The sequence below is a fragment of the Collinsella sp. AF14-35 genome (genome assembly GCF_003464565.1).
Taxonomy (GTDB): Bacteria; Actinomycetota; Coriobacteriia; order Coriobacteriales; family Coriobacteriaceae; genus Collinsella.
Genome location: NZ_QRZD01000018.1, coordinates 1 through 26,998, shown reverse-complemented (window position 1 = coordinate 26,998; position 26,998 = coordinate 1). Strand labels below are relative to the sequence as shown.

Here is a 26,998-nt window from a genome sequence, read left to right as displayed (position 1 = left end):
TGATTAAAAATTTTTTTTTAAACCCCCCGTCCCAGAATAATCATCGGGATATACTGCTGGACAGACGAAAGGAGCGCCGACGATGCTTGATGGGTGCGCATATATATTGACGGTCGACGTGGGCAACACGTTCATTCGCTTTGGCCTGTTTGCAGAGGATTCGGCCGCGGCGCAGGAATGTCCGCTTGCGACGTGCGAGATCACGACGCCGTCGAGCATTACGGCCGACGAAGCGCGCATGCGACTTGTGCAGGTCATGGGCGCGCTCGCCGCCGATGCAGGTGTGCCCGGGGTGCTTGCACCCGCCGCGGCCGTGCTGAGCTGTGTAGTCCCGGCGCTCGAGCGCCCTTGGAAGACGGCGCTTTCCCGCACCTGCACGGGGCGCGTGCTCACCGTGGGGCCGGGACTTAAGACCGGCATGCCTGTGCACTACGATGACCCGGCCGAGATCGGTCCCGACCGCATCGCCGACGCCGTGGCGGCCCGTGCCGTCTACGGCTCTCCGTGCATCGTGATCGACCTGGGCACGACGACCAATATCGAGGTCATCGACGCGCACGGTACCTTTGTGGGCGGCGTTATCGCGCCAGGCCTGGCCCTCGGCGCCCGTTCGCTTTCGGCGGCAGCAGCGCGCCTACCCCAGGTTGAGCCCTCGGCGCCAACGCACGTCATCGGACGCAACACGCGTGAGGCCATGCGCTCGGGTGTGGTTTTGGGCGAGGTAGCCCGCATCGACGGAATGCTCGACATGGTGCTTGCCGAGATGCGCGCGACCAAGGCCGCGGGGGAGGGCGATGTGCCCATCGTCATTACCGGCGACGATGCCGAGGCACTTGCGGCGCTGGTCGGCCATAGCCTGACGGTAGACGACGCGCTGACGTTGCGGGGTCTCGCCGAGCTCTACCGCATCAACCAAAAGCCCCGCCGCGCGTAGGGCGAGGGGCTGGTGGGATAAGCGCCCCTACCTTTCACCTGCTACAATGGGCCAAACTATTGCGATTGCGGAGGTGTCTGCCATGTCGGACGATCTTCATCAAACCGCGTCGGGCAAGCGCCGCGACGTTATTAGCTGGGACGAGTTCTTTATGAGCGTGGCCATCGCCGCGCAGCGCCGCAGCAAGGACCCCAACACGCAGGTGGGAGCGTGCATCGCCAGCACCAACCACCGCATCCTTTCGGTGGGTTACAACGGCACGCCCTCGGCGCTCAACGACGACTTTTTCCCGTGGGGTACGAGCGATGACCCGCTGCAGGACAAGCACAACTACGTGGTCCATGCCGAGGCCAACGCCGTGCTCAACTACCGTGGCTCGCTCAAGGACCTCGAGGGTTCCACGGTTTACGTCACGCTGTTCCCGTGCCACGACTGCGCCAAGATCCTGGCGCAGGTGGGCGTGGGCGAGGTCGTCTACCTGGACAATAAGTATGCCGACACCGATGACGGCCGTATCAGCCGCCGCATTCTCGACTCCTGCGGCATCAGCTACCGCCAGGTCATCGTCGATGTCCAGATTGGTACCGGGGGACAGGCTCGGCAGTAGCGCGTGCCAACGCCAGCTGGCGGCAAAACAGCCAAAAGAGCCCCGTCCCAAATTGACTGCTCGTGAAAGTCGTGTCCGCACGCATGGCTGGCGCCTAAGCGGGTACATGGCTGTAGTAACATAGCCCCTGTCCGCGGGCGTGCCCGCGTTATTGTGAGAAAGGAGCCCCTGTGGCTGTTAACGAAGAGCTGCTTAAGAAGGTTCTTGAAGAGATTCGCCCCAACCTGCAGGCCGATGGCGGCGATATGGAGTATGTGGGCGTCGACGACGAGGGTGTTGTCAAGCTGGAGCTGCAGGGCGCCTGCGCCGGCTGCCCCATGAGCTCGCTAACCCTTTCCATGGGTATCGAGCGCATCCTGAAGGAGCATGTGCCCGGCGTTACCCGCGTTGAGCAGGTCAATGCTTCCGGCGAGGCCGAGGACCTGTACGACGAGTACGCGCCGTTCTAGGACGCGAAAGCTGCGGACGGTACGCTCCGCATAGACGTTACGTCCAAATATGCGGCTGCGAGCGTAAGGCCCGCGGCCGCATTTGTATGTAGGGAGCAGGGGATCGATATGCTCAACGACCTCTACCATATGCTTGATCCCGTCGCGATCTCGGCGGGCCCCATCACTATCTACTGGTACGGCCTGGCCTACGTGGTCGGCGCCCTGCTCACGGCGGTCGTTATGTACCGCACGCAGCGTCGTTGGGGCTTCGACATTACGATCGATGACCTGACGAGCGTCGTGGTCGGCGCGGTCTTTGGCCTCATCATCGGCGCGCGCCTGTTTTACGTCGTCTTTTACGGCGATGGCTACTATTGGACCCACCCGCTCGAGATCTTTGCCACCAACGAGGGCGGCATGAGCTTCCACGGTGGCCTGGTCGGCGGCATCTTGGGCGGCATCATCGTGTGCCGCATGTATAAGCTCGACGCCTGGACCGTCGCCGACCTTGCCGTGATTGGCGCCCCGCTGGCGCTGTGCCTGGGACGCTGCGCCAATTTCGTCAACGGCGAGCTGTGGGGTAAGCCGACCGATCTGCCCTGGGGTGTGGTCTTTGGCGGCACCGCGGGCGATATGCCGCGCCATCCCTCCCAGCTCTACGAGGCGTTTCTAGAGGGCATTGTGCTCTTTTGCATCCTGCAGGTGCTCAGTCGCAAAAAACCGCTGCTGCCCCAGGGTACGTTTATGGGCGTCTTTGTGATGGGCTACGGCATCGTTCGCTTTTTGATTGAGTTTGTGCGCGTGCCCGATGCGCAGCTGGGCTATCTGCTGGGAGGCGTTATCACCATGGGCCAGCTGCTGAGTTTGCCGCTCGTGATCGCCGGCCTGGCGCTCACCATCTTCGCCCGACACCGCAACCGTCCCCAGCGCATCTACCTGGACGCCTAACCACCAAAACCACCACAAAGGGGACAGGCACCTTTGTGGTGGTTTGCTGGGCAACGATGACAGAACCGTAACGTTTTCCCAGATAAAACCTGCCAAAATAAACCTGTCCCTTTTTGGCAGGTTTCTAGAAAGGCTCTTTGGACTGTGAAGGATTCCGACCTCTCCACAACGGCTGCGCGCGACGCTGCCCGCATCGTCTGGTTTAAGCGCTACCCAGCCAAGCAGACGCTCATCGCATTTCTGCTCGCGCTGTTGGCGACCACGGCGTTTTCCATCGATCCCGCCCCGGTCTCGAGCAACGCAGTCTTGGCGATTGACCCCAAAGCCTCGGGCATGCTGTACGTGTGCTACGAGGTGCTCCTCTCGTTTGCCGGCCATACCGACGCGGTCATGCTGCTTGCGCTTGCCTGCCTGCTCACGCTGCCGTTTCGCTACGTATTCTTTGGCCGCGGCGATGCTTGGCGTCCTTCGGTGATCCTTCCGTCGCTGTTCTTTGCCGTCTGCATGGTGTTTGGCCGCAGCTACGACCTCACCGATTCTGCCGAGATCGTACTCGGCGACAAGGCTCGCATCATCTGCGCCTGGATAGGCGGTGCGGGCTGGATGCTCTTGGCGGTCGTTGCCTTCTACCTGGCTTTTGAGTGTCTAGATTGGCTGAGCTCTCGGCGCATTCCGTTTTCCGAAGCGCACTTTGGCCGCGTATGGCGTGTGGCTCACGCCGTGCTCTCGGTCCATCCCTTTGCCGGGCCCTTCCTGGTGCTTATGGTCGCCTGGGCGCCCACGCTCATCGCTTCGCTGCCCGGCCTTTTTATGGGAGATACGGGTGCGCAGATTCGCCAGTGGTTCAACTACCCCAACGGCACGAGTGACTACCTGCGTCTGCTCAATCCCAATGTGTTGCTCAACGGACATCACCCCGTGGTGCACACGGCTATCATCGGTTCGTGCGTCCAGCTGGGGCTTTCACTGTTCAACAGTGCCAACGCAGGTCTTGCCATCTACACCTGCGCTCAGTTCGTCATCACGGCCGCCTGCATGGCCTATTCCATCTCGTCGCTGCGCAAGCTGGGCGTGAGCTTGCCGATCCGCGGCGTGATCTTGCTGTTCTTTGTGTTTATGCCCATGTTCTCCAACTACGCGGCCCTGCTTACCAAAGATGTGCTGTTTGCCGACGCGTTTTTGGTGCTGTTGGTGCAGACCGTGAAGCTCGTGGCCTGCGGCCTGCCCCGTCGCGAGGCCAATGCCGAGCGTGCGGGCGAACAGAGGCCCGTGCTCTTTGCGCGCCATGACTGGCTGCTGCTCGCTCTGGGTGCCATGGGTTCCACGTTTCTGCGCAACGGCGGCCTGGTGTTTCCCCTGGCGGCATGCGTAATCGCGGCGGCGTTTTGCGCATGGGACGCGCATGTGGCTCGTCGCGCAGCCAAGCAGGCTGGTGCTGCGCCTTCGGGCGCCATCCCGCGTTTCCGCTGGATGGGAGTTCTTGCGGTGCTTGCACTCTGCCTTGCCTCTAATATGTACTTCACCAAGGTCTTTATGCCGGCGCACGACATTACGCCTGGTTCCAAGCGCGAAATCCTCTCGATTCCGTTCCAGCAGACGGCTCGTTTTGTCCAAAAGCACGACGGCCTCAACTCGGGTGTCAACCCTACGGTTAAGGAGGACGGCACTATCGTGGAGGCTCCTTGCGACGGCTTGGTGACCGACGATGAGCGTGCCGTGATCGACCGTGTGCTCAAGTACGACAATCTGGGCCGCCGTTACAACCCCGACAAGTCCGACGCCGTCAAGAACTGCTTTAACGAGTACGCTTCGCAGGAGGACATCAAGGCCTATTTTGAGGTCTGGGCGCAGATGTTCAAAAAGGATCCCGAGTGCTACATCTCGGCGCTCATCAATAACTACTACGGCTACTTTTATCCGAGTGCCCGCGATGCGTGGGTCTACAGCACGGCGCGCAGTGCCGAGATTATGGCGAAGCCCGATAACCTCAAGTACTTTGACTTCCATCCGGTCGATAGCAAGGTTGTGCGCTGGTGCGACCACCTGATCAACCTGTATCGCGTGGCGGTGCAGCGCATTCCGTTTATCTCGCTCACCATGAGCTCGGCTACTTACGTGTGGATTATGATCGCCGTGGTGGTCTACCTGTTGCGCCGCCATTCGTGGCGCGGGCTGGCCATTTGGGTGCCGCTGCTGGGCGTGCTCGCCTTGTGTCTGATCGGTCCCTGCAACGGCTCGACCTACATGCGCTACCTGTATCCGGTCATCGCCTGCATGCCCTTTGCCATCGGCGCCACCATTACCCGCAGCGACCTTCTCTGGTCCTAATTTGGTGCAAAGGGGACAGGTTACTTTGCACCAAAGAGTGGCATCATCACGACGCCTTCATTTTGGGGTTTATCTCGCAGGCCAGTAGGTATATCATAACGACGTTTGTTTATATTGCCCGAGCATCTGCGCTGGGCTTTAGGTCGAAACCGATAGGAGACACGTATGTCCGGACACTCTAAGTGGGCCACAACCAAGCATCGTAAAGGCGCGCAGGACGCCAAGCGTTCCGCCCTCTTCTCCAAGCTCAGCCGCAACATCACCGTTGCTGCCCGTCTCGGCGGTGACCCGCTGCCCGAGAACAACGCCAGCCTCGCCGCTGCCGTTGCTAAGGCCAAGGCTCAGTCCATGCCCAAGGACAAGATCAAGTCCGCTATCGACAAGGCCTTTGGTTCGGGTGCCGATGCCGCCGTCTACGAGAACATCGTGTACGAGGGCTATGGTCCCGCCGGTGTCGCCGTCTATGTTGACTGCCTGACCGACAACCGCAACCGTACTGCCGCCGATGTCCGTTCCGCCTTCTCCCACGCTGGTGGCAACCTGGGCACCTCCGGCTCCGTCGCCTTCCAGTTTGAGCGCAAGGGCCAGATCGTCGTCGCCAAGGAGATCCTGGACGAGAACGCCAAGAAGGAGACCATGATCGCCAACGGTGCTGCCGGTGACGAGGATGAGTTCATGATGGCCATCGCCGAGGCCGGTGGCGAGGACTACGAGGACGCCGGCGAGGAGTGGATCGTCTGGACCGCTGCTAACGACGTCATGGCTGTCTCCAAGGCACTCGAGGAGCAGGGCGTCCAGGTCAAGGGTTCCGAGACCACCATGGTTCCGACCACCCCGACCGAGGTCTCCGGTACCGACGCCAAGAAGGTTCAGCGCCTCATCGACCGTCTCGAGGAGCTCGACGACGTCCAGGACGTCTACAGCACCATGGACATGACCGACGAGGTCATCGCTGCCCTCGAGGAGGAGTAGCGCCTGCACGGGTTAAGCCGTGCATATCTGGGCATAATGAAGCGAGCATGCAAGCCTCGTGGAATAGATGAGCCGGATCCGCGTGCGTATGGCACCGGACCCGGCTCTTTTATAATGATGCGAATTGTTTTGCATTCTGTGGATCGAGATTTGAAGGGAGCGCCGCATGCGCGTGCTCAAACGAGCCCTAGCGATCGTATATCTTGCCGCCGCCGTCGTGGCGCTGGGCACGTTGGTCTGCCAGTTTTGGGGGCCATATACCTACCGCTTTATGCTGCTGATGCGTGACCCCATGCCGCGCATTGTCGTTACAGTGTGCGGCGGTGTCGTGGCGCTTGGCGTGCTGGCGGTCTTCTTCCGCCTGATGTTTGCTCGCCGCGAGCCGTCCTGCGTGCATCCGGCGGGGGAGCGCAATATCGAGGTCACCCTTGCGGCTCTCTCCTCGTGCGCCCGTGCTGCGGCTGAGCGCGACGACCGCGTGATGGTCGAGTATATCGAGGCGCGCGTCCAGGGCTCCGACGAGTCGCACGTCCGTTTTAAGGTCGACGCCATCGCACTCGTCGATCACGATGTGGCTTCCCTTGCAACTGCGATGCAGCAGCGTATCGAGCGGGCCTGCGACACCATGCTCGGTACGCCGGGCACGACTGCGCGCGTTCGCTTTTTGCCGTCCAAGACTACCGTCCAGACCGTGGAGGTTTCCGGTGAGTGATACCAACCAAGACAAGACCGCCCGCACGCCGCGCCTGACGATCGATCAGAACGCTATGCCGGCAGGCGAGTCCGCCGACACCAAGCCCGAGGCCGGCGAGCAGCACGACAGCGCCGCCAACGACTTTGACGAGGCCATGGGTCTCATCAAAGGTACGGGCGCTGCTATCTGGAGCTACGCCGTGCGCCACCCCAACACTACGCTCGGCGCCGTGGCAGGCTTTATCCTCGCCGTGCTGGTACTTACGTTGGGCCTGTGGGACACGCTCGTCATCGCATTCTTTGTGCTGATCGGCGCCGTGATCGGCCAGATTCGCGACGGCGAGAACGGTATCGTTAACTTCTTCGGCCGTCTGTTTAGCGGCCGCTAATATGTATTCGACTGTCGCATCCGTGGCAGGCATAAGGAGGAACCATGGCTTTTAACACGAAGGTCGATGTGGCCGATACCGAGCTCGAGACGAACGAGGCCGTCGCCGCCGAGGCGGAGGACGTAACGCTCGAGGACGAGGCGCTCGTCGAGGCAGAGTCCGAAGACGAGGCGGACGAGGATGACGAGGAGGCGGACGAGTCCGAGGACTCGCTGACCTATTCCAACGGCGTGATTGAGAAGATCGTCGCCATGGCCACCCGCGAGGTGCCGCACGTTCTGGGCATGAAGGGCAACCTCATGCACTTTGTGCAGGAGCAGTTTGGTGCCGAGAACCTGACCAAGGGCGTGACGGTCGAGGTCACCGACGACAACCGCGTGGTCGTCAACATCTCGGTCATCATCGAGTACGGCGCCTATGCGCCTGCGATCTTTGACGACGTTAAGGCGCGTGTCACCGAGCGTCTGGCCGCGATGACCGGCCTTGAGGTGGCGGGCGTCAACCTGCGCATCGAGGATGTCATCACCCCCGAGGAGTACGAGCACCGCACCAGCCAGCACGAGTAACCTTCCAAAAGGGACAGGTTTGTTTTGGCAGGTTTTATCTGCGTAAACGTCAAACGGCCGGTCGCGCATGTAAAAGCGCGGCCGGCCGTTTTCTATATGCCCTCGATGCGGTCATACCGTTCGTCTAACTAAGGGTTGCAATCTTCGCGTTCCGCGTTACCCTAATGGGCGCATTGTTTCCAAATTGTTAACGAGGGGTTGCCGTAATGGCCGACGAACACGAGACCGAAAGCAAGGCATGGGCGATTGAGGCCGCTGCGGCAGAGGCGGCGTCGCGTGCTGCCGAGGAAGTGCATCGTCCTCCCGTAGTGCCGATGGAGCGCGTGGTCGATCGCGATGTTATTGAGCAAGGCGAGCGCGCCGGCCGCAAGCGCAGCCAGGAGCCAGGCTTTCCGCGCTTTTTTGCCGAGCTCAATCTGGGCCTGATCCTCACGGCGTTCGCCATCGTGGCCTTTAAAACCCCCAATCACTTTGCCTTCGGCGGCACCTCGGGCGTGTCGGTCATTCTTTCCACGCTGTTCCCGACTCTGCCCGTCGGCGTCTTTATGTGGATTATCAACGCGGTCCTGGTCGTTCTGGGCTTTATCTTTTTGGAGCGCAAGGCAATCCTTTGGAGCGTCTTTGCCTCGTTTGCGCTTTCGGCCTACGTCTCGCTGTTTGAGCTCTTCATTCCGACCGATGTCTCTCTGACGGGTGATATGTGGCTCGACCTGTGTTTTGCCGTCATCTTGCCGGCGCTCGGCAGCGCTATTGTCTTTGACATCGGCGCCTCGACGGGTGGCACGGACATTCTTGCCATGATCCTCAAACGCCGCACCACGCTCGAGATTGGCCGCGCGCTGCTGCTGGTCGATATCGGCATCGTGACCATCGCGGCTTTCCTGTATGGCCCGCGCGTCGGCCTGTACTGCGTGCTTGGTCTGTTTGCCAAGACGCTCGTGGTCGATAAGGCTATCGAGAGCATTCACCTTCGTAAGGTCTGTACGATTATTTGCGCCGAACCGCGCAAAGTCGAGGAGTTTATCGTCAAGCATCTCAACCGCACAGCAACGATCAGCCGTGGCTACGGCGCCTTCTCGGGCAAGTGCGTCACGGTGATCATGAGCGTGCTGAGCCGTCGCGAGGCAGTGCAACTGCGCCGCTATACCCGCGAGATTGACCCTGGCGCCTTCATCACAATCGTCGATAGCTCCGAGATCGTGGGCAAAGGCTTCCGCGGCACGAACTAGCGCGGACGCACCCTTCGAATCATTGAATAAGGCCGCCTACGTTGCAAATCGGCCATCTTGGAGTATTTGTCCCCACATTGGGCGATAATGTTGCCAAAGACATCGTTTGCGATCCAGGTGATTCGCTCTAGATACGAAGGGATGATTTCGATGTTCTGTTCGCAGTGTGGCGCCCCCATGGGCGATAACGACAAGTTCTGCGGCGCGTGTGGTGCCCCCAATGCCGGTGCCGCAGCCTCTGCCCCTCAGGGTCAGCCCCAGCAGTTTGTTCCGCAACCGCCCGTGGCGAATGCGTCCAAGGGCTGTGTGGCTCAGGCGTTTGAGGATATGACCAAGACTCCGGGCGTGCTGCAGCGCGTGTGCCAGATTGCCTTTTTACCGGCGCTGATTTGTGTTGTGTCGGTACTCGTGCTGTTTATTCCCGTTATTGGCGGCATTGCAGCTGCCATCGGCTTTTTGGCAGCTTGCATTGCGAGCGTGTGTGGTTCCGGCTTTGGTATTGAGTGGGGTCGAGATCTGTCGCTCAAGGTTGATGACGGTATGGATCGTCCGCTCATGCGTTCCACGTCGTTTGGCCTCGGAGTCTTTTCGAGCGTTATCTCGGTCGTGCTCGAGGTTATTGCTGCCATTCCCGTTATCGGTGTAGTGCTTTCGCTGGTGGAGAGCGTGGTAATTGGCGCCGCGGGCTCGTATTCGTATTACGGCTCTTATGCACTCGAGGCAGCGCTGTTCGGCTCGCTTGGCCTGCTTGTCCTGGCTATGATTGCCACGGCGGTCTTGGGGGTCTTCTTTAAGATGTTCGCCGACATTGCCGTGATGCACTTTGCGGTGACCGGTCGTGTCGAGAGCGCGTTTTCGCTCGATAAGGTCTGGGCGGCCTTTAAGCACAACAAGACCAAGCTGTTCTGCGCTTCGTTCCTTCCCGAGTTTTTGACGGGCCTGGTCGCCAACGTTGTCACCTGGATCCTGACGTTCGTCTTTGGCACCATTGCCTCTGTCGGTATGTATAGCTACTACTACCGTCCTACGGCTATTGAGGCGCTTGTTACCGGCGGTGGCATCACGCTCGTATTGTTCTTGGTGCTGACGGCGTTTGTCACGGTATTCCTCACGGTCTTTGGCAAGATGCTCAAGCACCGTGCCGTTGGCTATTGGGTTGCGCGCTACGCAAGCGAGTGGGCCGACGAGGACAAGGACGACGTCCTGACTTTTGTGCTGCCGTTTGAGAAGAAGTCTGCTCCGGCTGGTTTTAGCGCCGACGCAGCGCCCGTATCCGATTCCGCTGCGGCGCCGGCGCCTGCGCCCGAGCCCGAGCCTGAGCCTGAGCCTGAGCCTGAGCCCGCGCCCGTGCCTGAGCCTGAGCCCGCGCCCGTGCCTGAGCCTGAGCCCGCGCCCGTGCCTGAGCCCGCGCCCGTGCCTGAGCCCGAGCCCGCGCCCATGCCGGAACCGGAGACCGAGCCTGCACCTGAGCCCGAGCCTGCGCCAAGCTCCGACGAGGACCCGCAGGACGAGTAACCCTGCCACCTGCCATTTGGGGACGGGGTAGAAACGGTAGAAATAGCGCTTGACAAATAAGCGGGGGCGGACGTGCCGAAGCGTCCGCCCCCGCTTTGATATCGCGATGCGGCTATGACTGCGAGATGGTCGTGGATCGACTACTCGTCGTGCTTCTCCTCGCGGCGAGCGGCGGCACGTGCATCGTGGATGCCCTTGATTGCGGCGTGTCGGGCAGTGCGGGCATCGTGCATGGCGTCGCGGGCCTCGGCGGCCGTGGCCTTGGCAGAGCGCAGTTTGGCTGCCAGGTCGGGATTGGTCTCGGCGACCGCAGTGATCGCGGGGCCGTCGAGCTCCTCTTGCGTGGGCTCGGCCAAAAAGTCGATGGCATACTGGGCGGCCACCATGGAGCCCTTTGCCAGCACAGTCTCGTCGATCTTGTAGAAGCAGGAATGTTGGGCGTACGTGGCGCCAATCTTGGGGTTGCGCGTACCTACAAAGGCGAGCACGCCCGGCACGCGGCGCAGATACTCCGAAAAATCCTCGCCCGAAAGCGTGCCGCGGTAATGGCCTTGGCCGGTGGGGCCCAGGCATTTGATTACTGCCTGGCGGCAGCGCTCGCTCGAGGCGGCATCGTTTTCGACCTTGTAATTGGCGATGGTGTAGTCGGTGAGCTCTGCCTCGGCGCCCAAGGCGGCCGCGGTATGCTCCACGATGCGGCGCATGAGCTCCGGCATTTCCTCGTGGGTCGAATCTCCGTAGGTGCGCACCGTGCCGGCGAGGTAGGCCGTGCCGGCGATAACGTTGCGCGCGGTGCCGCCGTGCAGCTCGCCGACGGTAATGACGGCCGGCTCGTAGGGACTGATCTCGCGCGAAACGATGGTCTGCAGAGCGTTGACGATCTCGGCGGCAACCATAACGGCGTCGTGACCGCGCTGGGGCATGGCGCCGTGGCACGAGGTGCCGCGGACGTCGATGCGGAACCAGTCGGTATTGGCCATGCGCGGTCCGGGCTCGCAGCTCACGGTGCCGGCGTCGACCTCACTCCAGATGTGCGCGGCGTAGGCGCCATCGACGCCGTCGAGCACGCCCGTGCCGATCATGAGCTTGGCGCCCTGGCCGTTTTCCTCGCTGGGCTGGAAGACGATGCGGACTTCGCCGTGGATGTCGTCGGTCATATGGCGCAGGATTTGCAGCGTGCCGAGCATCATGGCGATGTGGCAGTCGTGGCCGCAGGCGTGCATGCAGCCCTCGTTGACGCTGGCGAAATCCTCGCCGGTCTGCTCGGTGACGGGCAGGGCGTCGATGTCGGCGCGCAGCAGGATGCGGCGGCGTGGCGTGCCGTCCTCGCGATAGGCGTCGGGCGCGGTGCCGCGAAGGGTCGCCACCAGGCCCGTCTTGAGGGGACGCTCGTAGGGGATATTCATGGCGTCGAGCTGGTTGGCGATGTCGGAGGCCGTGCGCTCCTCGGCAAGGCTCAGCTCCGGGTGCTTATGGAAGTGTCGGCGCTGCTTGATGATGTAGGGCTCAAACTCGGCGGCGATATCTTGGATGGCTGCGGTGACGTCGTCAGCCGCTCGCACCTCGGTCGCCGCCATAATCTGCTGTGCCTTGGTCTTCGTCATGGTCGATTTGCTCCTTGCTGGTTTTTGCAAAATCGTACAGGCTCATTCCAGTATGCCACCTGCCACTTGGCCTGGCAAAGCTGCCGTTTGCCGCTTGGCATTTTGTAACCGAGACGGGGGAGTACACTCGGGGATGTTGAATTTCCTGCCAGAGATGGGGATGCCCATGCAACATATCGATCGGATTATCCGCTCCAAGAACGTCTTTACCGCGCAAGACGGCATCGATACCGCCCGCGAGCTGGCGATTGCCATCGCAGGCGACCGTATCGTCGCAGTCGGTGCGCCCGATGACGTGATTGCCGCCGCTCCTGCCGCCACGTTGGTTATCGACTACGGCGAGCAGTTTGTCTGCCCCGGTTTCCACGATGCGCACCTGCATTTCTTCCATACTTCGGTTGGCTCCTCGCCGTACATGCTCATGGATATGGGCACGTCCGAGGCAGCATTGGTGCAGCATGCGCTCGAGTTTTCCAAAGGCTTGCCAGATGACGCCTGGGTCGTGACCCAGGGTTGGCGCGATTACCGCTGGGATCCGCCCGAGCACCCTACCAAGGCCTCCCTCGATGCGGCATTTCCCGATCGTCCCTGCGTTATGTACTCGGGCGACGGGCACACGCTGTGGCTCAACAGCCGCGCACTCGAGGCGCTCGGCGTTACGCGCGACAGCGAGCCTCCGGCGGGTGGCAGTTACGACAAAGATGCAAATGGCGAGCTTACGGGTATCGCCCACGAGGCGGCTGCTATGCAGCTGCTGCCGCGCTGCCTGGAGTGGCTGGGCGAGGACCGCATCGCGAGCGCTTACGCCGACCAGATGAAGCGTATGGCCGAGCAAGGCATCACCTCAATCTGCGATATGTCGCTCATGCCCATGCCGGGCTGCGACTTTATTCGCGACGATGTTTACGACAAGCTGCAGGCCTCCGGCAAACTGGGCATCCGCGCCCATCTGTTTCCCACGCTGCTGGATGACCAGTCGCGCTTGGAAGAACTCCAGACCCGCTACGCGAACAACGCGCTGCTCTCGGCGCCAGGCTTTAAACAGTTCTTCGACGGCGTGTCGAGCGAGCATACCGCATACCTCACTGAGCCCTATACCAACCCGCGCTTCCCGGGCGACCAGGGCCGCCTGACGGTCCCTGTCGAGCGTATGCGCAAGTTGGTTTTGGCGGCAGCCGAGCGTGACCATACCGTGCGCATCCACGTTATCGGCGACGGTGCCATCCATGCCGCACTCGATATCTTTGAGGAGGCGGCAGAGCTCTACGGCTTGCCCCAGCACGGCCACAATACGCTTGAGCACCTGGAGAATCTGCTGCCTCAGGACATCGATCGTCTGCGCAAGCTCAACGTCATTGCCTCGAGCCAGCCTTGCCACATCACGCTCGACCCGGGTGGCCCGGAGCGCGACCTGGGCCTGGAACGCAGCCGCATCATGTGGCCGTTCGCAACTTATCAGCAGCGCGGTATCCGTCAAGCTTTCGGTACCGACAGCCCCATCACGGCCGTTACCAGCATGAACGTGCTCTACACGGCTATCACACGCCAAGATCCCCGCAGCCACTGGCCCGAGGGCGGCTGGCTGCCGAGCGAGCGCATCGACGCGGCAACGGCCCTGCGCAGCTACACGCTTGGCAGCGCGTACGCAGCGGGCGACGAGCAAAACCTCGGCAGCCTAGAGCCCGGCAAATACGCCGACCTGGTAGTCCTGGACCAAAACCCGCTCACCATCGACCCCCAAGAGCTGCAAGCCACCAAAGTCCAAGCCACCTACCTAGCCGGCAACCTGGTCTACGAGCGCTAATATTCATGTCGTACCGTTAAACGCGGCTCGTGCAGCCTATTTTGGGATGGCGCTCGAGCCGCGTTTGTTTGCAAATGGGGGGTTCGTTAGGAGCGTCCCCGCCCTGCTTGATTTGGGCGCGGGGCGGAGGCGCCGCCGCCCCGCGCCCAATTTGGACAGCAGCAATGCTATCTCTAGGTGTTTTGCATACTTTCCATTACGAATTGCATAAAAAGGCTGGGATGTTCTTCCGGATCCTGATGTACCCCCGTCCGCGCCGTGCAAAAAACGGAGTATTCAGCACCGCGAGCTCTGCCTGTGCCGCTGCGGCTGAGTAACGTTGCAGAGATTGACGTCATTTTGTGCTCCGGTGCGGCGTGAGGCATGCCTTTCTGTCCTGACGGGGTTTGCCTGCCGACCAAAATCGCCGGCCGAAGGCGTCCTTGGGACCAATATGGTGTGTCCGGCACGTATGCAGCCGTCCTAGTCTGCTGAATACTCCCAAAAATGCACGGTGCTCCCCAGGGGACCCGTGCGCGCAGCGAAAACCATGCACATGTCGCTATCCGCATCGCCATTTTGCTGCACTGACTTTTCTGAATGCCGGGCCCGAATTAGTTAACCTGCCTCCCGTGTGGCTCCGGAGGGGCGGGGCATAAGGTTTATCGCGAGTTCCGCACGAGCCGAAGGCCACTTAATGTGGCCTTCGTGCGAGCAGGACTGCCCGAGCAGGAAACCTTATGCCCCGCCCCTCCGGAGCCACACGGGAGGCATCGCTAAGTTATCCCCCGGCATTCAGAAAATCTAAGTGTCAAAAAATAAGATTTTTTGACTCCGTGTTGTATAACCCGCCATTCGTGGGTACCATTCAACGCGTACGCAAACAAAAAGGGTTAACCCGCGCGGCATGACCGCGCGGCCCACAAAGGAGGAAACAAGCATGTCGTCTTTGAAGCCGCTTGCAGATCGCGTCCTGGTCAAGCCCGACGAGGCCGAGCAGAAGACCGCTTCTGGTCTGTATATCGCCAGCAACGCTCAGGAGAAGCCGCAGCGCGGCACCATCGTTGCCGTTGGCGCCGGTAAGGTCAACGACAAGGGTGAGCGCATCCCTATGGACGTTCAGGTCGGCGACGTTGTCATCTACGGTAAGTTCGGCGGCAACGAGGTCAAGGTCGACGGCGAGAAGTATCTGCTGATGCGCGCCGACGACATCTACGCCGTCGTCGAGGCCTAGTCTCGTCAGAATCTCTGATTCGTCTTTGAACGCGCCCGCCGCATAGGACTCGGAAGCGGCGACGCGAGTCACATTTCTTTTGGAGGATTACCTACCATGGCAAAGAACATTACGTTCAACACCGATGCCCGCGCCAAGCTCGCCAAGGGCGTCAACACTCTGGCCGACGCCGTTACCGTCACCATGGGCCCCAAGGGTCGTTACGTCGCTCTGCAGCGCACGTTCGGTGCCCCGACCATCACCAACGACGGCGTTTCCGTCGCTAAGGAGATTGAGCTCGAGGACAACATCGAGAACATGGGCGCTCAGCTGGTGAAGGAGGTCGCCACCAAGACCAACGACACCGTGGGTGACGGCACCACCACCGCAACCCTGCTCGCTCAGGCTATCGTCAACGACGGTCTGCGCAACGTCGCCGCCGGCGCCAACCCGCTGGCCATCCGTCGCGGCATCGACAAGGCTGTAAACGCCGCCGTCGCCGAGATGAAGAAGCAGGCCAAGCCGGTCGAGACCAAGGAGCAGATCGCTTCTGTCGGCACCATCTCCGCTGGTGACCCCGAGGTTGGCGAGAAGATCGCCGAGGCCATGGAGGTCGTGGGCAAGGACGGCGTCATCACCGTCGAGGATTCCCAGACGTTCGACATCACCATCGACACCGTCGAGGGCATGCAGTTCGACAAGGGCTACGTCTCCGCTTACTTCGTCACGGACAACGACCGCATGGAGGCCGTGATGAAGGATCCGTACATCCTCATCACCGACCAGAAGATCTCCAGCGTCCAGGACATCATGCCTGTTCTCGAGGCTGTCCAGCGCGCCGGCCGTGGCCTGCTCATCATCGCTGAGGACATCGACGGCGAGGCTCTGCCCACCCTCGTCCTCAACAAGATCCGTGGCGCTCTCAACGTCTGCGCCGTCAAGGCCCCGGGCTACGGCGATCGCCGCAAGCGCATCCTCGAGGACATCGCCGTCCTCACCGGTGGTCAGGCCGCTCTGGACGAGCTGGGCGTGAAGGTCGCTGACATCACCGCCGATATGCTCGGTACCGCTAAGTCCGTCACCATCTCCAAGGACAACACCGTCGTCGTCGGCGGCGCTGGCTCCAAGGAGGCCATCGACGCCCGCATCGCTCAGATTAAGGGCGAGATGGAGAACACCACCTCTGACTTCGATCGTGAGAAGCTCCAGGAGCGCCTGGCCAAGCTCTCCGGTGGCGTTGCCGTCATCAAGGTCGGCGCTGCTACCGAGTCCGAGCTCAAGGAGATCAAGCACCGCGTTGAGGATGCCCTGCAGGCTACCCGCGCTGCTGTCGAGGAGGGCATCGTCGCCGGCGGTGGCGTCGCCTTCATGGACGCTGCTCCTGCGCTCGATGCTGTCGAGATCGACGACCCCGAGGAGAAGATCGGCGTCGACATCGTCAAGAAGGCTCTGACCGCTCCGGTCGCCACCATCGCCAAGAACGCTGGTTTTGAGGGCGCTGTTGTGGTCGACAAGGTTGCCGAGCTGCCCGCCGGCCAGGGTCTCAACTCTGCCAACGGCGAGTGGGGCGACATGATCGAGATGGGCGTCCTCGACCCCGTCAAGGTCAGCCGCGTCACCCTGCAGAACGCTGCTTCTGTCGCAAGCCTGATTCTCATCACCGAGGCTACCGTCTCCGATGTGCCCAAAAACACTCAGCTTGAGGATGCTATCGCTGCTGCCACCGCTGGTCAGCAGGGCGGCGGTATGTACTAAGGCCGACAAGGTCTAGAACTCCCACCGGGAATCCGGGGGCGTGACGGGGGTTTCTCTCCGGAACGTCCTCGGACATGCAAAGAGGCTCCGCATCGCGCTTCGCGCTGCGGAGCCTCTTTGCGTCCTGCGGAATGTTCCGGAGAGAAACCCCCGTCACGCCCCCGGATCCCCTGCGTTTACGGCCTTGAGGTCGGCGTGGGTGGAGGACGTGGTTGATAGGGGTACGTGTCCCGGTCGCTGTTTCGCGCTTTGCGCGAAAGGCGCGCTACTTTGGGATGGGTGGGGAACGTGGTTGTTGCGGTAACTGATCCCCGTCATAAATTATCCTCGGCATACTTGCACCTGTCTTCCCTCGTGCTACACTTTTCCTTGCTGTTTCAGGGCGGGGTGGAATTCCCCACTGGCGGTAAGTCGGGCGGTGTCAAAGGGACGCCGTGGCGCAGGCGAGGTGTCTGCGACCGAGCCGATGAGTCCGCGACCCGTGTGTGCGTTGGTTCGCATGCCGGCTGAACTGGTGAGATCCCAGTACCAACGGTTAGAGTCCGGATGAAAGAGGCAGGTGATCTTATGTCTGAACAGTCGCAGCATATCCATTTTGAGAACACGAATAGGTGGAGCACCAAACAGCTCGTTACCATGGCGCTCATGTGTGCCCTGGGCGCGCTCTTTATGTATGTGCAGCTGCCCATTCTTCCCTCGGCGCCGTTTTTGACGTATGACCCGTCGCTGGTGCCGGCGATGGTGTGCGGATTTGCGTATGGCCCTGGTGCCGGCACTGCCGTTGCCGCCATGGCGATCGTTATCCATGCGCTCACTACGGGTGACTGGGTCGGCGCGCTTATGAACCTGGTTGCCACGCTGGGCTATATTCTGCCTGCGGCTATCGTCTACCAAAAGATGCATACCTATAAGGGTGCCGTGATTGGCCTGGTGCTGGGCGTTATTGCCGCTACGGCGCTGTCCATGGTTGCGAATCTGACCATCGGCGTTTGGTTCTGGTATGGCTCGGTCGATGTGATCGCCCCGCTCATGATTCCTGCCGTGCTGCCGTTCAACCTCATCAAGACCGTGCTCAACTCGGTGCTGACACTTGCGGTGTACAAGGCGGTCTCTAATCTCATCACGCCCAAGAAGGACCAGGTCAAAGGCCGCGCATGATTGAGTGTCGGGGCGTTTCCTTTAGCTATGACGGTGCCACACCGGCACTCGACGGCATCGATCTGAACATCGAGGATGGCGAGTTTTTCTGCATCCTCGGCGGCAACGGGTCGGGCAAGTCGACGTTCGCCAAGCATTTGAACGCGCTGCTGCAGCCCGATACGGGAACGGTGCGCGTCAACGGCATGGTCGCGTCCGATCCCGAGCTGGTCTACGACATTCGCTCGACCGCGGGCATGGTATTCCAGAACCCGGATGATCAGCTGGTGGCGACGCTTGTCGAGGACGATGTTGCCTTTGGTCCCGAAAACCTTGGGGTGGAATCGGCCCAGATCGCGCAGCGCGTACGCAAGGCACTGAAGGGCGTGGGTTTGGTGGGCTTCGAGCGCCACGAGACCCATGCACTTTCGGGCGGACAAAAGCAGCGCGTGGCGCTTGCCGGCGTGCTCGCCATGGAACCGCGCGTGCTCATTTTGGACGAGGCGTCCTCGATGCTCGATCCGCGCGGGCGCAAGGGCCTTATGAAGGCCTGTCACGCGCTGCACGAACGCGGCATGACCATCGTGATGATTACGCACTTTATGGAAGAGGCAGCCGAGGCCGATCGCGTCGCGGTGTTTCAGGCGGGGCGCGTTGCCATGCTCGGTACGCCCGAGGAGATTCTGACGCGGGCGGACGAACTTGCGCAGCTCAACCTGGATATGCCGGCATCGTGCTGTCTTGGCAGGGCGCTTCGCGCGAAGGGCGTGCCCATTTGCGCACAGGTGCGCGAGGCGGATATGGTCGCCGATATAGCGCAGGCTTATGCCGAGCGGAGTAGGGCAGGCATCGCCGGGCGGCCTTTCGCATCCGATCCTCGTATTTCCGACAACGTTTCCTCTGCGCTCGATGGCGCAGACGCGCTGGAGCCCGTCATCGAGATTTCGCACCTTTCGTATAGCTATTCGCTGAGCGCCCGTGAGCGTCGCCGTTGGCACAAGCGCTCAGTCGCCGAGGGCGCATCGAACAAACAGGCCCTCTGGGGCAACGACCCTAGCAGCCCCTGGGCGTTGCGCAATGTGTCGCTAACGGTGCGTCGCGGCGAGTTCCTGGGCCTTGCGGGCCATACCGGTTCGGGTAAGTCGACGCTGGTTCAGCATCTTAACGGCCTGATTCGTCCCCAGGAGGGTTCCGTTTACGCGTTGGGGCTCGACCTGGCAAACAAGAAAGATGCCGCCGCGGTTAAGGCAAAGGTCGGCGTGGTGTTTCAGTATCCAGAGCGTCAGCTGTTTGCCGAGACCGTGGCACAGGACGTGGCGTTTGGTCCGCATAACCTTGGCTTGTCGCAGGCCGAGGTTGTCCGCCGCATTGAGTCATCGCTCGCGCGCGTGGGCCTCGACTTGGCCACGGTGGGCGACAAGAGCCCCTTTGAGCTTTCGGGTGGCCAACAGCGGCGCGTGGCGTTTGCCGGCGTGCTTGCCATGGAGCCCGAGGTCCTGGTACTCGATGAGCCCATGGCGGGGCTCGATCCGGCGGCGCGCAGTGATTTCCTGGAGCTTATCGATCGACTTCACCATGGGGGCCTGACCGTCGTCATGGTCTCACACAGTATGGATGACCTTGCCAATTGCTGCGACCGTATTGTCGTGATGAATGAGGGCGCGGTGTTTGCCGAGGGCACGCCCGCTCAGGTTTTTGCGCGTGCGGATGAGCTTAAATCAATCGGCTTGGGTGTTCCCGCTGCCCAGCGCATGGCGCTGGCGCTTGCGGAAGCGGGCGTGCCGCTGCGTTGCGGCGGGCTCTATACGGTTGAGTCGTTGGCCGACGAGTTGGCAGATTTGCTGATCGGTCGCTCAGACGGTTCTTCTAACGTCACGGACATTGCTAAATCCAAGACGGTCGCGCGAGAGGAGGGTTGCTAATGGAGGCGTTTTCGTTTGGCAGCTACTATCCCGGCGATAGTGCAATCCACCGCCTGGACCCGCGAACTAAGTTGCTCTTGGGCTTTGTGTTTCTGATCACGACGCTCACGGTCGGCAGCTTCCGCGGGCTGGCCCCGGTCGCAATCTTCGTTGTCCTGATCTATACCGTGTCCCGGGTGCCGGCTCGTCGCGTCCTGTCATCGATGGCGCCACTGCTGGCGATCGTCGCGGTGGTCGCGGTGCTCAACCTGTTTTCCGACCAAAGCGGGCGCATTCTGTGGCAGCTCGGCCTTTTGCAGATAAGCGAGGGCTCGCTGCATTCCGCCGCCTTTATGGCGTGCCGCCTGACCTTGATGATGGCCGGCATGAGCGCCATTACGCTCACCACACCGACGCTCGACCTCACCGCGGGCTTTGAGCGCCTGCTCGCGCCGTTTGCGCGTGTGGGACTTCCTGCGCACGAGCTCGGCATGATTATGGGTATCGCGCTGCGCTTTATGCCGCAGTTTGCCACCGAGATGAAGCAGACGGCCGATGCGCAGGCGAGCCGCGGCGCGCGCGTGACGGGAGGCCCGCTCGGCGGCGTTCGTATACTTGGCAGTGTGGCGATTCCGCTGTTCACGGGTGTGTTCCGTCATGCCGAGACGTTGTCTGCCGCCATGGATGCCCGTTGCTATCATGGCGAGCAGGGCCGCACGCGTCTGCATGCGCTTGCATTTGGCCGTGGCGATGCGTTGGCGGCGGTGGTGACGGCGTTGCTGCTCATCTGCGTCATCGTCATCAATCTTCAACTTGTTTAGGCGCGATTCGAGCGCAGGAAAGGGGTCCCTATGACCGACAACGACCGCACGGCGCAGCTCGAGCGCGCCTGTTCGTATCTTAGGCGTATTCCGGCGTGGTATCTCGCCACAATCGACGTGACGGACGGACATCAGCCGCGCGTGAGGCCGTTCTCGTTTGCCATGGTCGATGATGGCAAGCTGTGGTTTTGCACCTCGCGCGATAAGGACGTGTGGGCCGAGCTCAGCGCGAACCCCAAGTTTGAGGTTTCGGGTTGGAAACCGGGGGAGTGTTGGATTGTGCTGACCGGCGAGGCCGCGCTCGAGGACGACGCGGTTGCGAGCGACAAGGTGCGTCAAGCGGGTTTTAAGCACATGGTGGGCATCGGCGAAGAACACGAGAGTGCCAACGACGGCCGCCTTGCGTTTTTCTCGGTCCGCAACATCGCCGCCCGCTTCTGCGATATCGACGGCAGCGAGGAGCGCCTGGAGCTTTAACCCTAGGGCAGCTAAAGCAGCCCCGACCCAAAAAGACTAGTGCCAGGAGGACACATGGACGGATTGAATACAGTGTTGGAGTATCTGACGTCGGTGCCGGCATGGTATTTGGCGACGAGCGTTGACGGACAGCCGCATGTGCGTCCGTTTTCGTTTGCGCAGATCCAGGACGGCAAGCTGTGGTTTGTAACGGCGCGCACCAAAGACGTGTGGCAAGAGCTGCTGCAAAATCAACGCTTCGAGGCCACGAGTTGGTGGCCGGGCCATGGCTGGCTCATCTTGCGTGGGCATGCGGGTCTGGATGACCAGGCCGCTCCCGATATGCGCGAGGCAGGCTGGAAGCACCTGGAGCGCCTAGGCGAGCACTACGAGGGCGCAGACGATCCCACGCTCGTCTTCTTTAGCGTGGAGGAACCCGAGGCCTTTATCTGCAACCATGACGAATGGGTGCCGGTCGAGTTCTAAACGAGTCTCTCAGCAAGCTTCGGCAATTCAAATTCTCGCATGTAGCGGGCCCCACATTGCAACGTCACCGTAAGGTGCACTCGGCAATATGGGGTCCGTGTTTATTTGTCAATTCCTTTGAGTGAATGTGTCGTGACTGTTTCAATGCATGAATATGCAAAAGATTTGCGTATAAATGCATCTTCTGGTGCTAAAGTTTCAACCTACTTCATAACGACGGCTGCAGGATGCGTATTGGTGCATAACTGCAGACAAGGAGTCTGATATGTCTGTAAAGGTTGGAATCGTCGGCGCGGCTGGATATGCCGGAGCCGAGCTCATTCGCCTCGTGCTCGGTCATCCCGAGTTTGAACTTGTTGCCATTACGTCCAACGCCGATGCCGGCCAGCCGCTGTCTGCGGTGTATCCGAGCTTTGCTGGCGTGAGCGATCTGGTCTTCACGACGCATGATGCCCCCGAGCTCAAGAACTGCGACGCTGTCTTTTTGGCCGTGCCGCACACGGCTGCCATGGCACAGGTGCCCGCCCTGCTTGCCGCGGGAGTCTCCTGCATTGACCTCTCGGCCGACTATCGCCTGAGCGATCCGGCCACCTTTGAGGCTTGGTATGCCGCCGAGCACACGAGCCCCGAGCTGCTTAAGACCCGTGCCTTTGGTCTGCCCGAGCTGTTCTGCCAGGACTTGGAGACCGCCGCATCCGACCATGCCGACGGCAAACCCGTGCTGGTCGCCTGCGCCGGTTGCTATCCCACCGCAACGAGCCTTGCCGCCGCGCCCGCCGTGCGCGCCGGCTGGGTTGCCCAGAGTGACCCCGTGATCGTTGACGCTATCAGCGGTGTGACGGGTGCCGGCAAGTCCTGCAACGCTCGTACGCATTTTTGCAGCGCGGACGAAAACCTGGAGGCCTATGGCGTTGGCAAGCATCGTCACACGCCCGAAATCGAGCAGATCTTGGGCCTAACCGATCGTGTCGTCTTTACCCCGCACCTGGCACCGCTCAAGCGCGGTCTGCTCTCTACGGTGACGATGCCGCTTACGCCGCAGGCTATCGATACCTTGACCCTTGAGGATGTCGTCGACCATTACAAGCAGTTCTACGCCGGTCGCACCTTTGTGCGCGTGCTCGATGCCGGCGAGCAGCCCAAGACGGCCTCGGTCGTCGGCACCAATGCTGCCCAGATCGGCCTTGCACTCAACAAGCGCGCGGGCGTGCTGGTGGCGACGGGAGCGATCGACAATCTGTGCAAGGGTGCTGCCGGTCAGGCGGTCCAGTGCGCCAACATCGTCTTTGGTTTTGACGAGCGACGAGGCTTGCCCACAGTGGCGTGCCCGGTGTAGCACATTCGATTGTTAACGATTTGGTAGTCGGGCATCGAGTGGGGCGCCACTCTTAAGCTGGTCTCATGATTGTGGCTGGCATGGCGCACCAACCGATGCCCTTTTTTGTTTGACATAAGGAGTCATAAAGACGATGAATACCGAGCTGTTTGATATCAAGATTCGCGCCGTCGAGGGTGGCGTTACGGCTGCGGCTGGTTTTAAAGCTGCAGGCATCCACGCTGGGTTCCGCAAGAATCCCGAGCGCCTGGATTACGCGCTCGTCGTGCCCGATAAACCCTGTCCCGGTGCCGGCGTGTTTACCACCAATCGCTTTTGCGCGGCGCCCGTGCAGGTGAGCCGCGCCCACCTGGGCGGTGCCGACAAGGGCTACGGTATCATCGCCGGCGTTTCGGTCAACTCTGGCAATGCCAACGCCGCCACGGGTGAGACCGGTCTTGCCTGCGCGCGCGAGACCTGCAACATCGCCTCGCAGGTCATCGGCTGCGAGCCCCAGCAGATTCTGGTCGCCTCCACGGGCGTAATTGGCCAGATTCTGCCGATCGACACGTTTGAGACTGCCGTTCCTGCTGCCTACGAGGCGCTCTCCGCCCACGGTGGCGCCGATGCCGCCCGCGCTATCATGACGACCGACACGCACTCCAAGGAGTATGCCGTGTGTTATCGCAGCGAGGCCGCGGGGCACGCAGGCAATGCCTATACGGTGGGCGGTATGTGCAAAGGTTCGGGCATGATAATGCCCAACATGGCCACCATGATCGCAGTCATCACCACCGATGCCCCCGTCGAGCCTGCGGCGCTCCACGCCCTGTTGCTCTCCACCGTCAAGCAGACCTTCAACAAGGTAACGGTCGATTCCGACACCTCGACTAACGACACCTGCATCATGCTTGCATCCGGCGCCGCTGCCGCAGATGCCGAGCCTATTGTCGAGGGCTCTGACGCCTTCGACGAGCTGGCCTTTGCCGTGCATGAGGTGTGCGAGAGCCTGGCGCGCAACATCGCCGCAGATGGCGAGGGCGCGTCCAAGCTCGTGACGGTTAACGTCACCGGCGCCGTGAACGACGAGGAGGCCGATATCGCCGCCCGTGCCGTCGCCAACTCACCGCTCGTCAAGACCTGCATCGCCGGCCACGACTGCAACTGGGGCCGCGTTGCCATGGCGCTCGGCAAGTGCGGTGTGCAGTTTGATCAGGAAGACGTTTCCATCGAAATGATGGGCATGCCCGTCTGCCGTGATGGCCTGACCGTTCCCTTTGACGAGGACGAGGCCCTGCGACGTTTTGAGGCGCCCGAGATCGTGATCTCGGCCGACCTGGGCGCAGGGGACGCGGCGACCACCGTGTGGACTTGCGACCTCACGCACGAGTACATCTCCATTAACGGTGACTACCGTTCCTAGACTCCCGATGTGCCGCGCGTCCCGCTGCAATCGCGGGCAACGAGGTACGGCGCGATAGCTACACGAAAGACGAGGCAGACTATGAAGTTCGCACGCGATTGTCGCTCGAGCGAATCCAACGAAGTTACCGCGCAGCTGCTGTTCGAGGCGCTGCCGTGGATTAAGAACCTGACCGGTAAGACGGTCGTTATCAAGTACGGCGGTGCCGCCATGGTCGACGAGCAGCTGCGTCGTGACGTGATGAGTGACATCGTTTTGCTCAAGATTATCGGCATGCGCCCTGTTATCGTGCACGGTGGCGGCAAGGCTATCAACGAGGCGCTGAGCCATTACGATATTCCCGTCGAGTTTAAGAACGGCCAGCGCGTGACCACGCCGGCGACTATGGATATCGTGCGCGAGGTGCTGGGCGGCAAGGTTAACCAGGAGCTGGTTGCTGCCATCAACCACCACGGCAACCTGGCCGTGGGCGTGTCGGGCAGCGATGCCGGCACGCTCATCGCCGAGCCGCTCGACCCCGAGCTCGGTCGCGTGGGCAAAGTGACGCACGTTAACACCGACTATATCGAGCGCTTACTCGATAGCGAGTACATCCCCGTTATCGCTACCGTCGCGGCGGGGGAGGACGGCGGTTTCTTCAACATCAACGCCGATACCGCCGCCGGTGCCGTTGCGGCAGCGCTCCACGCGCACAAGGCGATCTTTTTGACCGACGTCGACGGCCTGTACAAGGACTTTAGCGATAAAGACTCACTCATCTCCAACCTAACACTCGACGAGGTCAATGAGATGCTCTACGGCGGCGAGGTCGACAAGGGCATGATCCCCAAGCTGCGTGCTGCCGTCGATGCGCTTGCCGGCGGCGTATTTCGCGCTCACATCATCAACGGTACCACGCCGCATTCGCTGCTGCTGGAGCTGCTGACCGATGCCGGCGTCGGCACCGTGATCCATTCCACCGAGACGGCTTGCGAGTTCGATACGCATCCGCATCCGCTTTCGACGTTTGCTGCGCGTCTGACCGAGAACCTCGACGAGGTCGAGAAGCTTCAGACGGTTTAACGTCCTGGCGCCGCATCCTTACACCCATAGCCCGCGCCGCCCGGCGCTTAACGAAAGGCATCCCATGTCACTTGCTGCTCAACAATCACTCGAATCCCACTACGTTATGCATACCTTTGGCCGTTCGTCGGTTGAGTTTGTCGAAGGTCACGGTATGAAGCTCATCGGTGACGATAGTCATGAGTATCTCGACTTTCTCGCTGGTATTGGCGTGTGTAGCCTAGGCCACGGTAATCCTACGGTGCTCTCCGCGCTCGAGGCTCAGACCAAAAAGCTTCTGCATGTGTCTAACTATTTCTACATCGAGCAGCGTGGAGAGGTCGCGGCGCTGCTGTCCAAGCTTGCCAACGACGACGTAGATGGTGCGTGCGTGCTGGCCGATGCCATTGCCGCCGGCGATGAGACCACGGCAGCTGCTCTTGGTGCCCCGGCTGCGGATGAGCAGGTTTGGGAGACCTTCTTTGCCAACTCCGGTGCCGAGGCCAATGAGGGCTCGATGAAGCTTGCGCGCCTGTATGCAAAGCGCGCCGGCAACGGCGGCAACACCATCGTGTGCATGCGCGGCGGCTTCCACGGCCGTACGCTCGAGACCATTGCCGCTACCATGCAGGATTGGCTGCAGGACAGCTTCCGCCCGCTGCCGGGTGGCTTTGTGGCCTGCACGCCCAACGATGTCGATGAGCTGCGCGCAATCTTTAAGCAGCTGGGAAGCGAGATTTGCGCCGTGATGCTCGAGCCGATCCAGGGCGAGAGTGGTGTGCATCCCATGACCGAGGAGTTTATGGCTGCCGCGCGCGACCTGGCACACGAAGTGGGCGCCGTGCTTATCGCCGACGAGGTCCAGTGCGGCATCTTCCGCTCCGGCAAGCCGTTTGCATTCCAAACCTATGGCGTGGAACCCGACATCATGAGCCTTGCCAAGGGCATTGCCGATGGCGTGCCCATGGGCGCCGTCGTGGCAAAGAAGGAGATTGCCGACGTGTTTAAGCCGGGCGACCATGGTTCGACCTTTGGCGGTAGCTGCTTGGCCGTCGCGGCGTGCGCCGCGACGCTCTCCGCGCTTGTGTGCGGCGACTACGCAGAACATGCCGCCAAGGTGGGTGCCTATATGGAGGCAAAGCTCGCCAAGTTACCGCACGTAACCGAGGTGCGCGGTCGCGGCTTGATGCTCGGCTGCGACCTGGATGACGCTGCGGGCGATGCGCATGACATTGTTGCCCGAGCGCTGGCCGCCGGTGCTGTGATTAACGCTACGGGCGCACATACGCTGCGTTTCCTGCCGCCGCTCGTGTGCGAAGAGGCCGATGTGGACAGCCTAATTGAGATCCTGGCGGGTGTTTTGGGCTAACACGGCGCAATAACTCAATTTGGACCGGGTTCCGGAGGTAGCGCGCAGAGATGTGGTGTAAGAGGCGGGGAATGCCCCGCCT

24 protein-coding genes and 1 riboswitch are annotated in these 26,998 nt (G+C 61.3%); of the genes, 23 read left to right on the top strand and 1 reads right to left on the bottom strand.

What is annotated here, in order from left to right; genetic code table 11:
- The first annotated feature begins 82 nt into the window (after positions 1 to 82).
- The 11 genes from DWW12_RS06895 (at position 83) to DWW12_RS06845 (ending at position 10,612) form a co-directional block, all read left to right on the top strand.
- The gene (locus tag DWW12_RS06895) at positions 83 to 934 is read left to right on the top strand and encodes a type III pantothenate kinase (protein WP_117802892.1); all 852 of its coding nucleotides are present in this window, start codon (positions 83 to 85) and stop codon (positions 932 to 934) included.
- 82 nt (positions 935 to 1,016) lie between these two features.
- Entirely contained in the window at positions 1,017 to 1,541 is a 525-nt protein-coding gene (locus DWW12_RS06890) for a dCMP deaminase family protein (RefSeq protein ID WP_117584124.1), read from the top strand.
- A gap of 170 nt (positions 1,542 to 1,711) precedes the next feature.
- Entirely contained in the window at positions 1,712 to 1,990 is a 279-nt protein-coding gene (locus tag DWW12_RS06885; RefSeq protein WP_035137589.1) for a NifU family protein, read from the top strand.
- Positions 1,991 to 2,098: 108 nt separating this feature from the next.
- Entirely contained in the window at positions 2,099 to 2,920 is an 822-nt protein-coding gene (gene lgt / locus DWW12_RS06880; RefSeq protein ID WP_117855555.1) for a prolipoprotein diacylglyceryl transferase, read from the top strand.
- Positions 2,921 to 3,064: 144 nt separating this feature from the next.
- Positions 3,065 to 5,248: a DUF6020 family protein gene (locus DWW12_RS06875; protein WP_233544253.1), complete on the top strand. Its 2,184-nt coding sequence runs from the start codon at positions 3,065 to 3,067 to the stop codon at positions 5,246 to 5,248.
- Between the two features lie 165 nt (positions 5,249 to 5,413).
- Positions 5,414 to 6,220, top strand: a complete 807-nt coding sequence (locus tag DWW12_RS06870) for a YebC/PmpR family DNA-binding transcriptional regulator (RefSeq protein WP_055251993.1) — start codon at positions 5,414 to 5,416, stop codon at positions 6,218 to 6,220.
- A 166-nt stretch (positions 6,221 to 6,386) separates the two neighbouring features.
- Positions 6,387 to 6,932, top strand: coding sequence for a hypothetical protein (locus DWW12_RS06865; RefSeq protein ID WP_117855554.1), 546 nt, complete (start codon positions 6,387 to 6,389; stop codon positions 6,930 to 6,932).
- Positions 6,925 to 7,302 (top strand): DUF2273 domain-containing protein, encoded by a 378-nt coding sequence (locus DWW12_RS06860; protein ID WP_233502694.1) that lies wholly within the window; start codon positions 6,925 to 6,927, stop codon positions 7,300 to 7,302. The genes DWW12_RS06865 and DWW12_RS06860 overlap by 8 nt, the downstream gene beginning before the upstream one ends.
- 44 nt (positions 7,303 to 7,346) lie before the next feature.
- A complete protein-coding gene (locus DWW12_RS06855; RefSeq protein ID WP_117785885.1) occupies positions 7,347 to 7,868 on the top strand; it encodes an Asp23/Gls24 family envelope stress response protein in 522 nt (173 codons plus the stop codon).
- A 206-nt stretch (positions 7,869 to 8,074) separates the two neighbouring features.
- On the top strand, positions 8,075 to 9,097 hold the full coding sequence (locus DWW12_RS06850; RefSeq protein ID WP_117855553.1) for a YitT family protein: 1,023 nt from the start codon (positions 8,075 to 8,077) through the stop codon (positions 9,095 to 9,097).
- A 150-nt stretch (positions 9,098 to 9,247) separates the two neighbouring features.
- The gene (locus DWW12_RS06845) at positions 9,248 to 10,612 is read left to right on the top strand and encodes a zinc-ribbon domain-containing protein (RefSeq protein WP_158564422.1); all 1,365 of its coding nucleotides are present in this window, start codon (positions 9,248 to 9,250) and stop codon (positions 10,610 to 10,612) included.
- Positions 10,613 to 10,752: 140 nt separating this feature from the next.
- Here the strand turns inward: DWW12_RS06845 and DWW12_RS06840 are convergent, their stop codons facing one another.
- On the bottom strand, positions 10,753 to 12,216 hold the full coding sequence (locus tag DWW12_RS06840) for a M20 family metallopeptidase (protein ID WP_117855551.1): 1,464 nt from the start codon (positions 12,214 to 12,216) through the stop codon (positions 10,753 to 10,755).
- Between the two features lie 166 nt (positions 12,217 to 12,382).
- On the opposite strand from DWW12_RS06840, the gene DWW12_RS06835 reads away from it, so the two are divergent.
- The 12 genes from DWW12_RS06835 to DWW12_RS06780 all read left to right on the top strand — a co-directional run bounded on the left by DWW12_RS06835 (position 12,383) and on the right by DWW12_RS06780 (position 26,916).
- Positions 12,383 to 14,020, top strand: a complete 1,638-nt coding sequence (locus tag DWW12_RS06835; protein WP_233544252.1) for an amidohydrolase — start codon at positions 12,383 to 12,385, stop codon at positions 14,018 to 14,020.
- A 919-nt stretch (positions 14,021 to 14,939) separates the two neighbouring features.
- Entirely contained in the window at positions 14,940 to 15,233 is a 294-nt protein-coding gene (groES, locus tag DWW12_RS06830; protein WP_040358989.1) for a co-chaperone GroES, read from the top strand.
- Positions 15,234 to 15,329: 96 nt separating this feature from the next.
- Positions 15,330 to 16,967: a chaperonin GroEL gene (groL, locus tag DWW12_RS06825; RefSeq protein ID WP_006234938.1), complete on the top strand. Its 1,638-nt coding sequence runs from the start codon at positions 15,330 to 15,332 to the stop codon at positions 16,965 to 16,967.
- Positions 16,968 to 17,336: 369 nt separating this feature from the next.
- Positions 17,337 to 17,529: riboswitch (FMN riboswitch) on the top strand.
- Between the two features lie 5 nt (positions 17,530 to 17,534).
- Complete coding sequence (locus DWW12_RS06820; protein WP_055252299.1) at positions 17,535 to 18,125, top strand: ECF transporter S component; 591 nt, start codon at positions 17,535 to 17,537, stop codon at positions 18,123 to 18,125.
- Complete coding sequence (locus DWW12_RS06815; RefSeq protein WP_117855550.1) at positions 18,122 to 20,026, top strand: energy-coupling factor transporter ATPase; 1,905 nt, start codon at positions 18,122 to 18,124, stop codon at positions 20,024 to 20,026. The genes DWW12_RS06820 and DWW12_RS06815 overlap by 4 nt, the downstream gene beginning before the upstream one ends.
- Positions 20,026 to 20,826, top strand: a complete 801-nt coding sequence (locus DWW12_RS06810) for an energy-coupling factor transporter transmembrane protein EcfT (RefSeq protein WP_117855549.1) — start codon at positions 20,026 to 20,028, stop codon at positions 20,824 to 20,826. The genes DWW12_RS06815 and DWW12_RS06810 overlap by 1 nt, the downstream gene beginning before the upstream one ends.
- A gap of 30 nt (positions 20,827 to 20,856) precedes the next feature.
- The gene (locus tag DWW12_RS06805; RefSeq protein ID WP_117855548.1) at positions 20,857 to 21,303 is read left to right on the top strand and encodes a pyridoxamine 5'-phosphate oxidase family protein; all 447 of its coding nucleotides are present in this window, start codon (positions 20,857 to 20,859) and stop codon (positions 21,301 to 21,303) included.
- Between the two features lie 54 nt (positions 21,304 to 21,357).
- Entirely contained in the window at positions 21,358 to 21,768 is a 411-nt protein-coding gene (locus DWW12_RS06800) for a pyridoxamine 5'-phosphate oxidase family protein (protein WP_117855547.1), read from the top strand.
- 265 nt (positions 21,769 to 22,033) lie between these two features.
- The gene (gene argC, locus DWW12_RS06795) at positions 22,034 to 23,104 is read left to right on the top strand and encodes an N-acetyl-gamma-glutamyl-phosphate reductase (RefSeq protein WP_117855546.1); all 1,071 of its coding nucleotides are present in this window, start codon (positions 22,034 to 22,036) and stop codon (positions 23,102 to 23,104) included.
- Between the two features lie 133 nt (positions 23,105 to 23,237).
- The gene (gene argJ, locus DWW12_RS06790; protein ID WP_199570735.1) at positions 23,238 to 24,506 is read left to right on the top strand and encodes a bifunctional glutamate N-acetyltransferase/amino-acid acetyltransferase ArgJ; all 1,269 of its coding nucleotides are present in this window, start codon (positions 23,238 to 23,240) and stop codon (positions 24,504 to 24,506) included.
- An 81-nt stretch (positions 24,507 to 24,587) separates the two neighbouring features.
- Positions 24,588 to 25,568, top strand: coding sequence for an acetylglutamate kinase (gene argB / locus DWW12_RS06785; protein WP_117855544.1), 981 nt, complete (start codon positions 24,588 to 24,590; stop codon positions 25,566 to 25,568).
- Positions 25,569 to 25,632: 64 nt separating this feature from the next.
- The gene (locus tag DWW12_RS06780) at positions 25,633 to 26,916 is read left to right on the top strand and encodes an aspartate aminotransferase family protein (RefSeq protein ID WP_117855543.1); all 1,284 of its coding nucleotides are present in this window, start codon (positions 25,633 to 25,635) and stop codon (positions 26,914 to 26,916) included.
- Positions 26,917 to 26,998: the final 82 nt, after the last annotated feature.

What these genes read in the sequence shown, in the direction of transcription:
- argB (WP_117855544.1), top strand. Translation starts at nt 24,588, where the DNA reads ATGAAGTTCGCACGCGATTGTCGCTCGAGCGAATCCAACGAAGTTACC.
- DWW12_RS06780 (WP_117855543.1), top strand. Translation starts at nt 25,633, where the DNA reads ATGTCACTTGCTGCTCAACAATCACTCGAATCCCACTACGTTATGCAT.
- argC (WP_117855546.1), top strand. Translation starts at nt 22,034, where the DNA reads ATGTCTGTAAAGGTTGGAATCGTCGGCGCGGCTGGATATGCCGGAGCC.
- DWW12_RS06815 (WP_117855550.1), top strand. Translation starts at nt 18,122, where the DNA reads ATGATTGAGTGTCGGGGCGTTTCCTTTAGCTATGACGGTGCCACACCG.
- lgt (WP_117855555.1), top strand. Translation starts at nt 2,099, where the DNA reads ATGCTCAACGACCTCTACCATATGCTTGATCCCGTCGCGATCTCGGCG.
- DWW12_RS06840 (WP_117855551.1), bottom strand. Translation starts at nt 12,216, where the DNA reads ATGACGAAGACCAAGGCACAGCAGATTATGGCGGCGACCGAGGTGCGA.
- DWW12_RS06845 (WP_158564422.1), top strand. Translation starts at nt 9,248, where the DNA reads ATGTTCTGTTCGCAGTGTGGCGCCCCCATGGGCGATAACGACAAGTTC.
- DWW12_RS06835 (WP_233544252.1), top strand. Translation starts at nt 12,383, where the DNA reads ATGCAACATATCGATCGGATTATCCGCTCCAAGAACGTCTTTACCGCG.
- DWW12_RS06895 (WP_117802892.1), top strand. Translation starts at nt 83, where the DNA reads ATGCTTGATGGGTGCGCATATATATTGACGGTCGACGTGGGCAACACG.
- groES (WP_040358989.1), top strand. Translation starts at nt 14,940, where the DNA reads ATGTCGTCTTTGAAGCCGCTTGCAGATCGCGTCCTGGTCAAGCCCGAC.
- DWW12_RS06805 (WP_117855548.1), top strand. Translation starts at nt 20,857, where the DNA reads ATGACCGACAACGACCGCACGGCGCAGCTCGAGCGCGCCTGTTCGTAT.
- DWW12_RS06870 (WP_055251993.1), top strand. Translation starts at nt 5,414, where the DNA reads ATGTCCGGACACTCTAAGTGGGCCACAACCAAGCATCGTAAAGGCGCG.
- DWW12_RS06810 (WP_117855549.1), top strand. Translation starts at nt 20,026, where the DNA reads ATGGAGGCGTTTTCGTTTGGCAGCTACTATCCCGGCGATAGTGCAATC.
- DWW12_RS06855 (WP_117785885.1), top strand. Translation starts at nt 7,347, where the DNA reads ATGGCTTTTAACACGAAGGTCGATGTGGCCGATACCGAGCTCGAGACG.
- DWW12_RS06800 (WP_117855547.1), top strand. Translation starts at nt 21,358, where the DNA reads ATGGACGGATTGAATACAGTGTTGGAGTATCTGACGTCGGTGCCGGCA.
- argJ (WP_199570735.1), top strand. Translation starts at nt 23,238, where the DNA reads ATGAATACCGAGCTGTTTGATATCAAGATTCGCGCCGTCGAGGGTGGC.
- DWW12_RS06820 (WP_055252299.1), top strand. Translation starts at nt 17,535, where the DNA reads ATGTCTGAACAGTCGCAGCATATCCATTTTGAGAACACGAATAGGTGG.
- DWW12_RS06890 (WP_117584124.1), top strand. Translation starts at nt 1,017, where the DNA reads ATGTCGGACGATCTTCATCAAACCGCGTCGGGCAAGCGCCGCGACGTT.
- DWW12_RS06850 (WP_117855553.1), top strand. Translation starts at nt 8,075, where the DNA reads ATGGCCGACGAACACGAGACCGAAAGCAAGGCATGGGCGATTGAGGCC.
- DWW12_RS06865 (WP_117855554.1), top strand. Translation starts at nt 6,387, where the DNA reads ATGCGCGTGCTCAAACGAGCCCTAGCGATCGTATATCTTGCCGCCGCC.
- groL (WP_006234938.1), top strand. Translation starts at nt 15,330, where the DNA reads ATGGCAAAGAACATTACGTTCAACACCGATGCCCGCGCCAAGCTCGCC.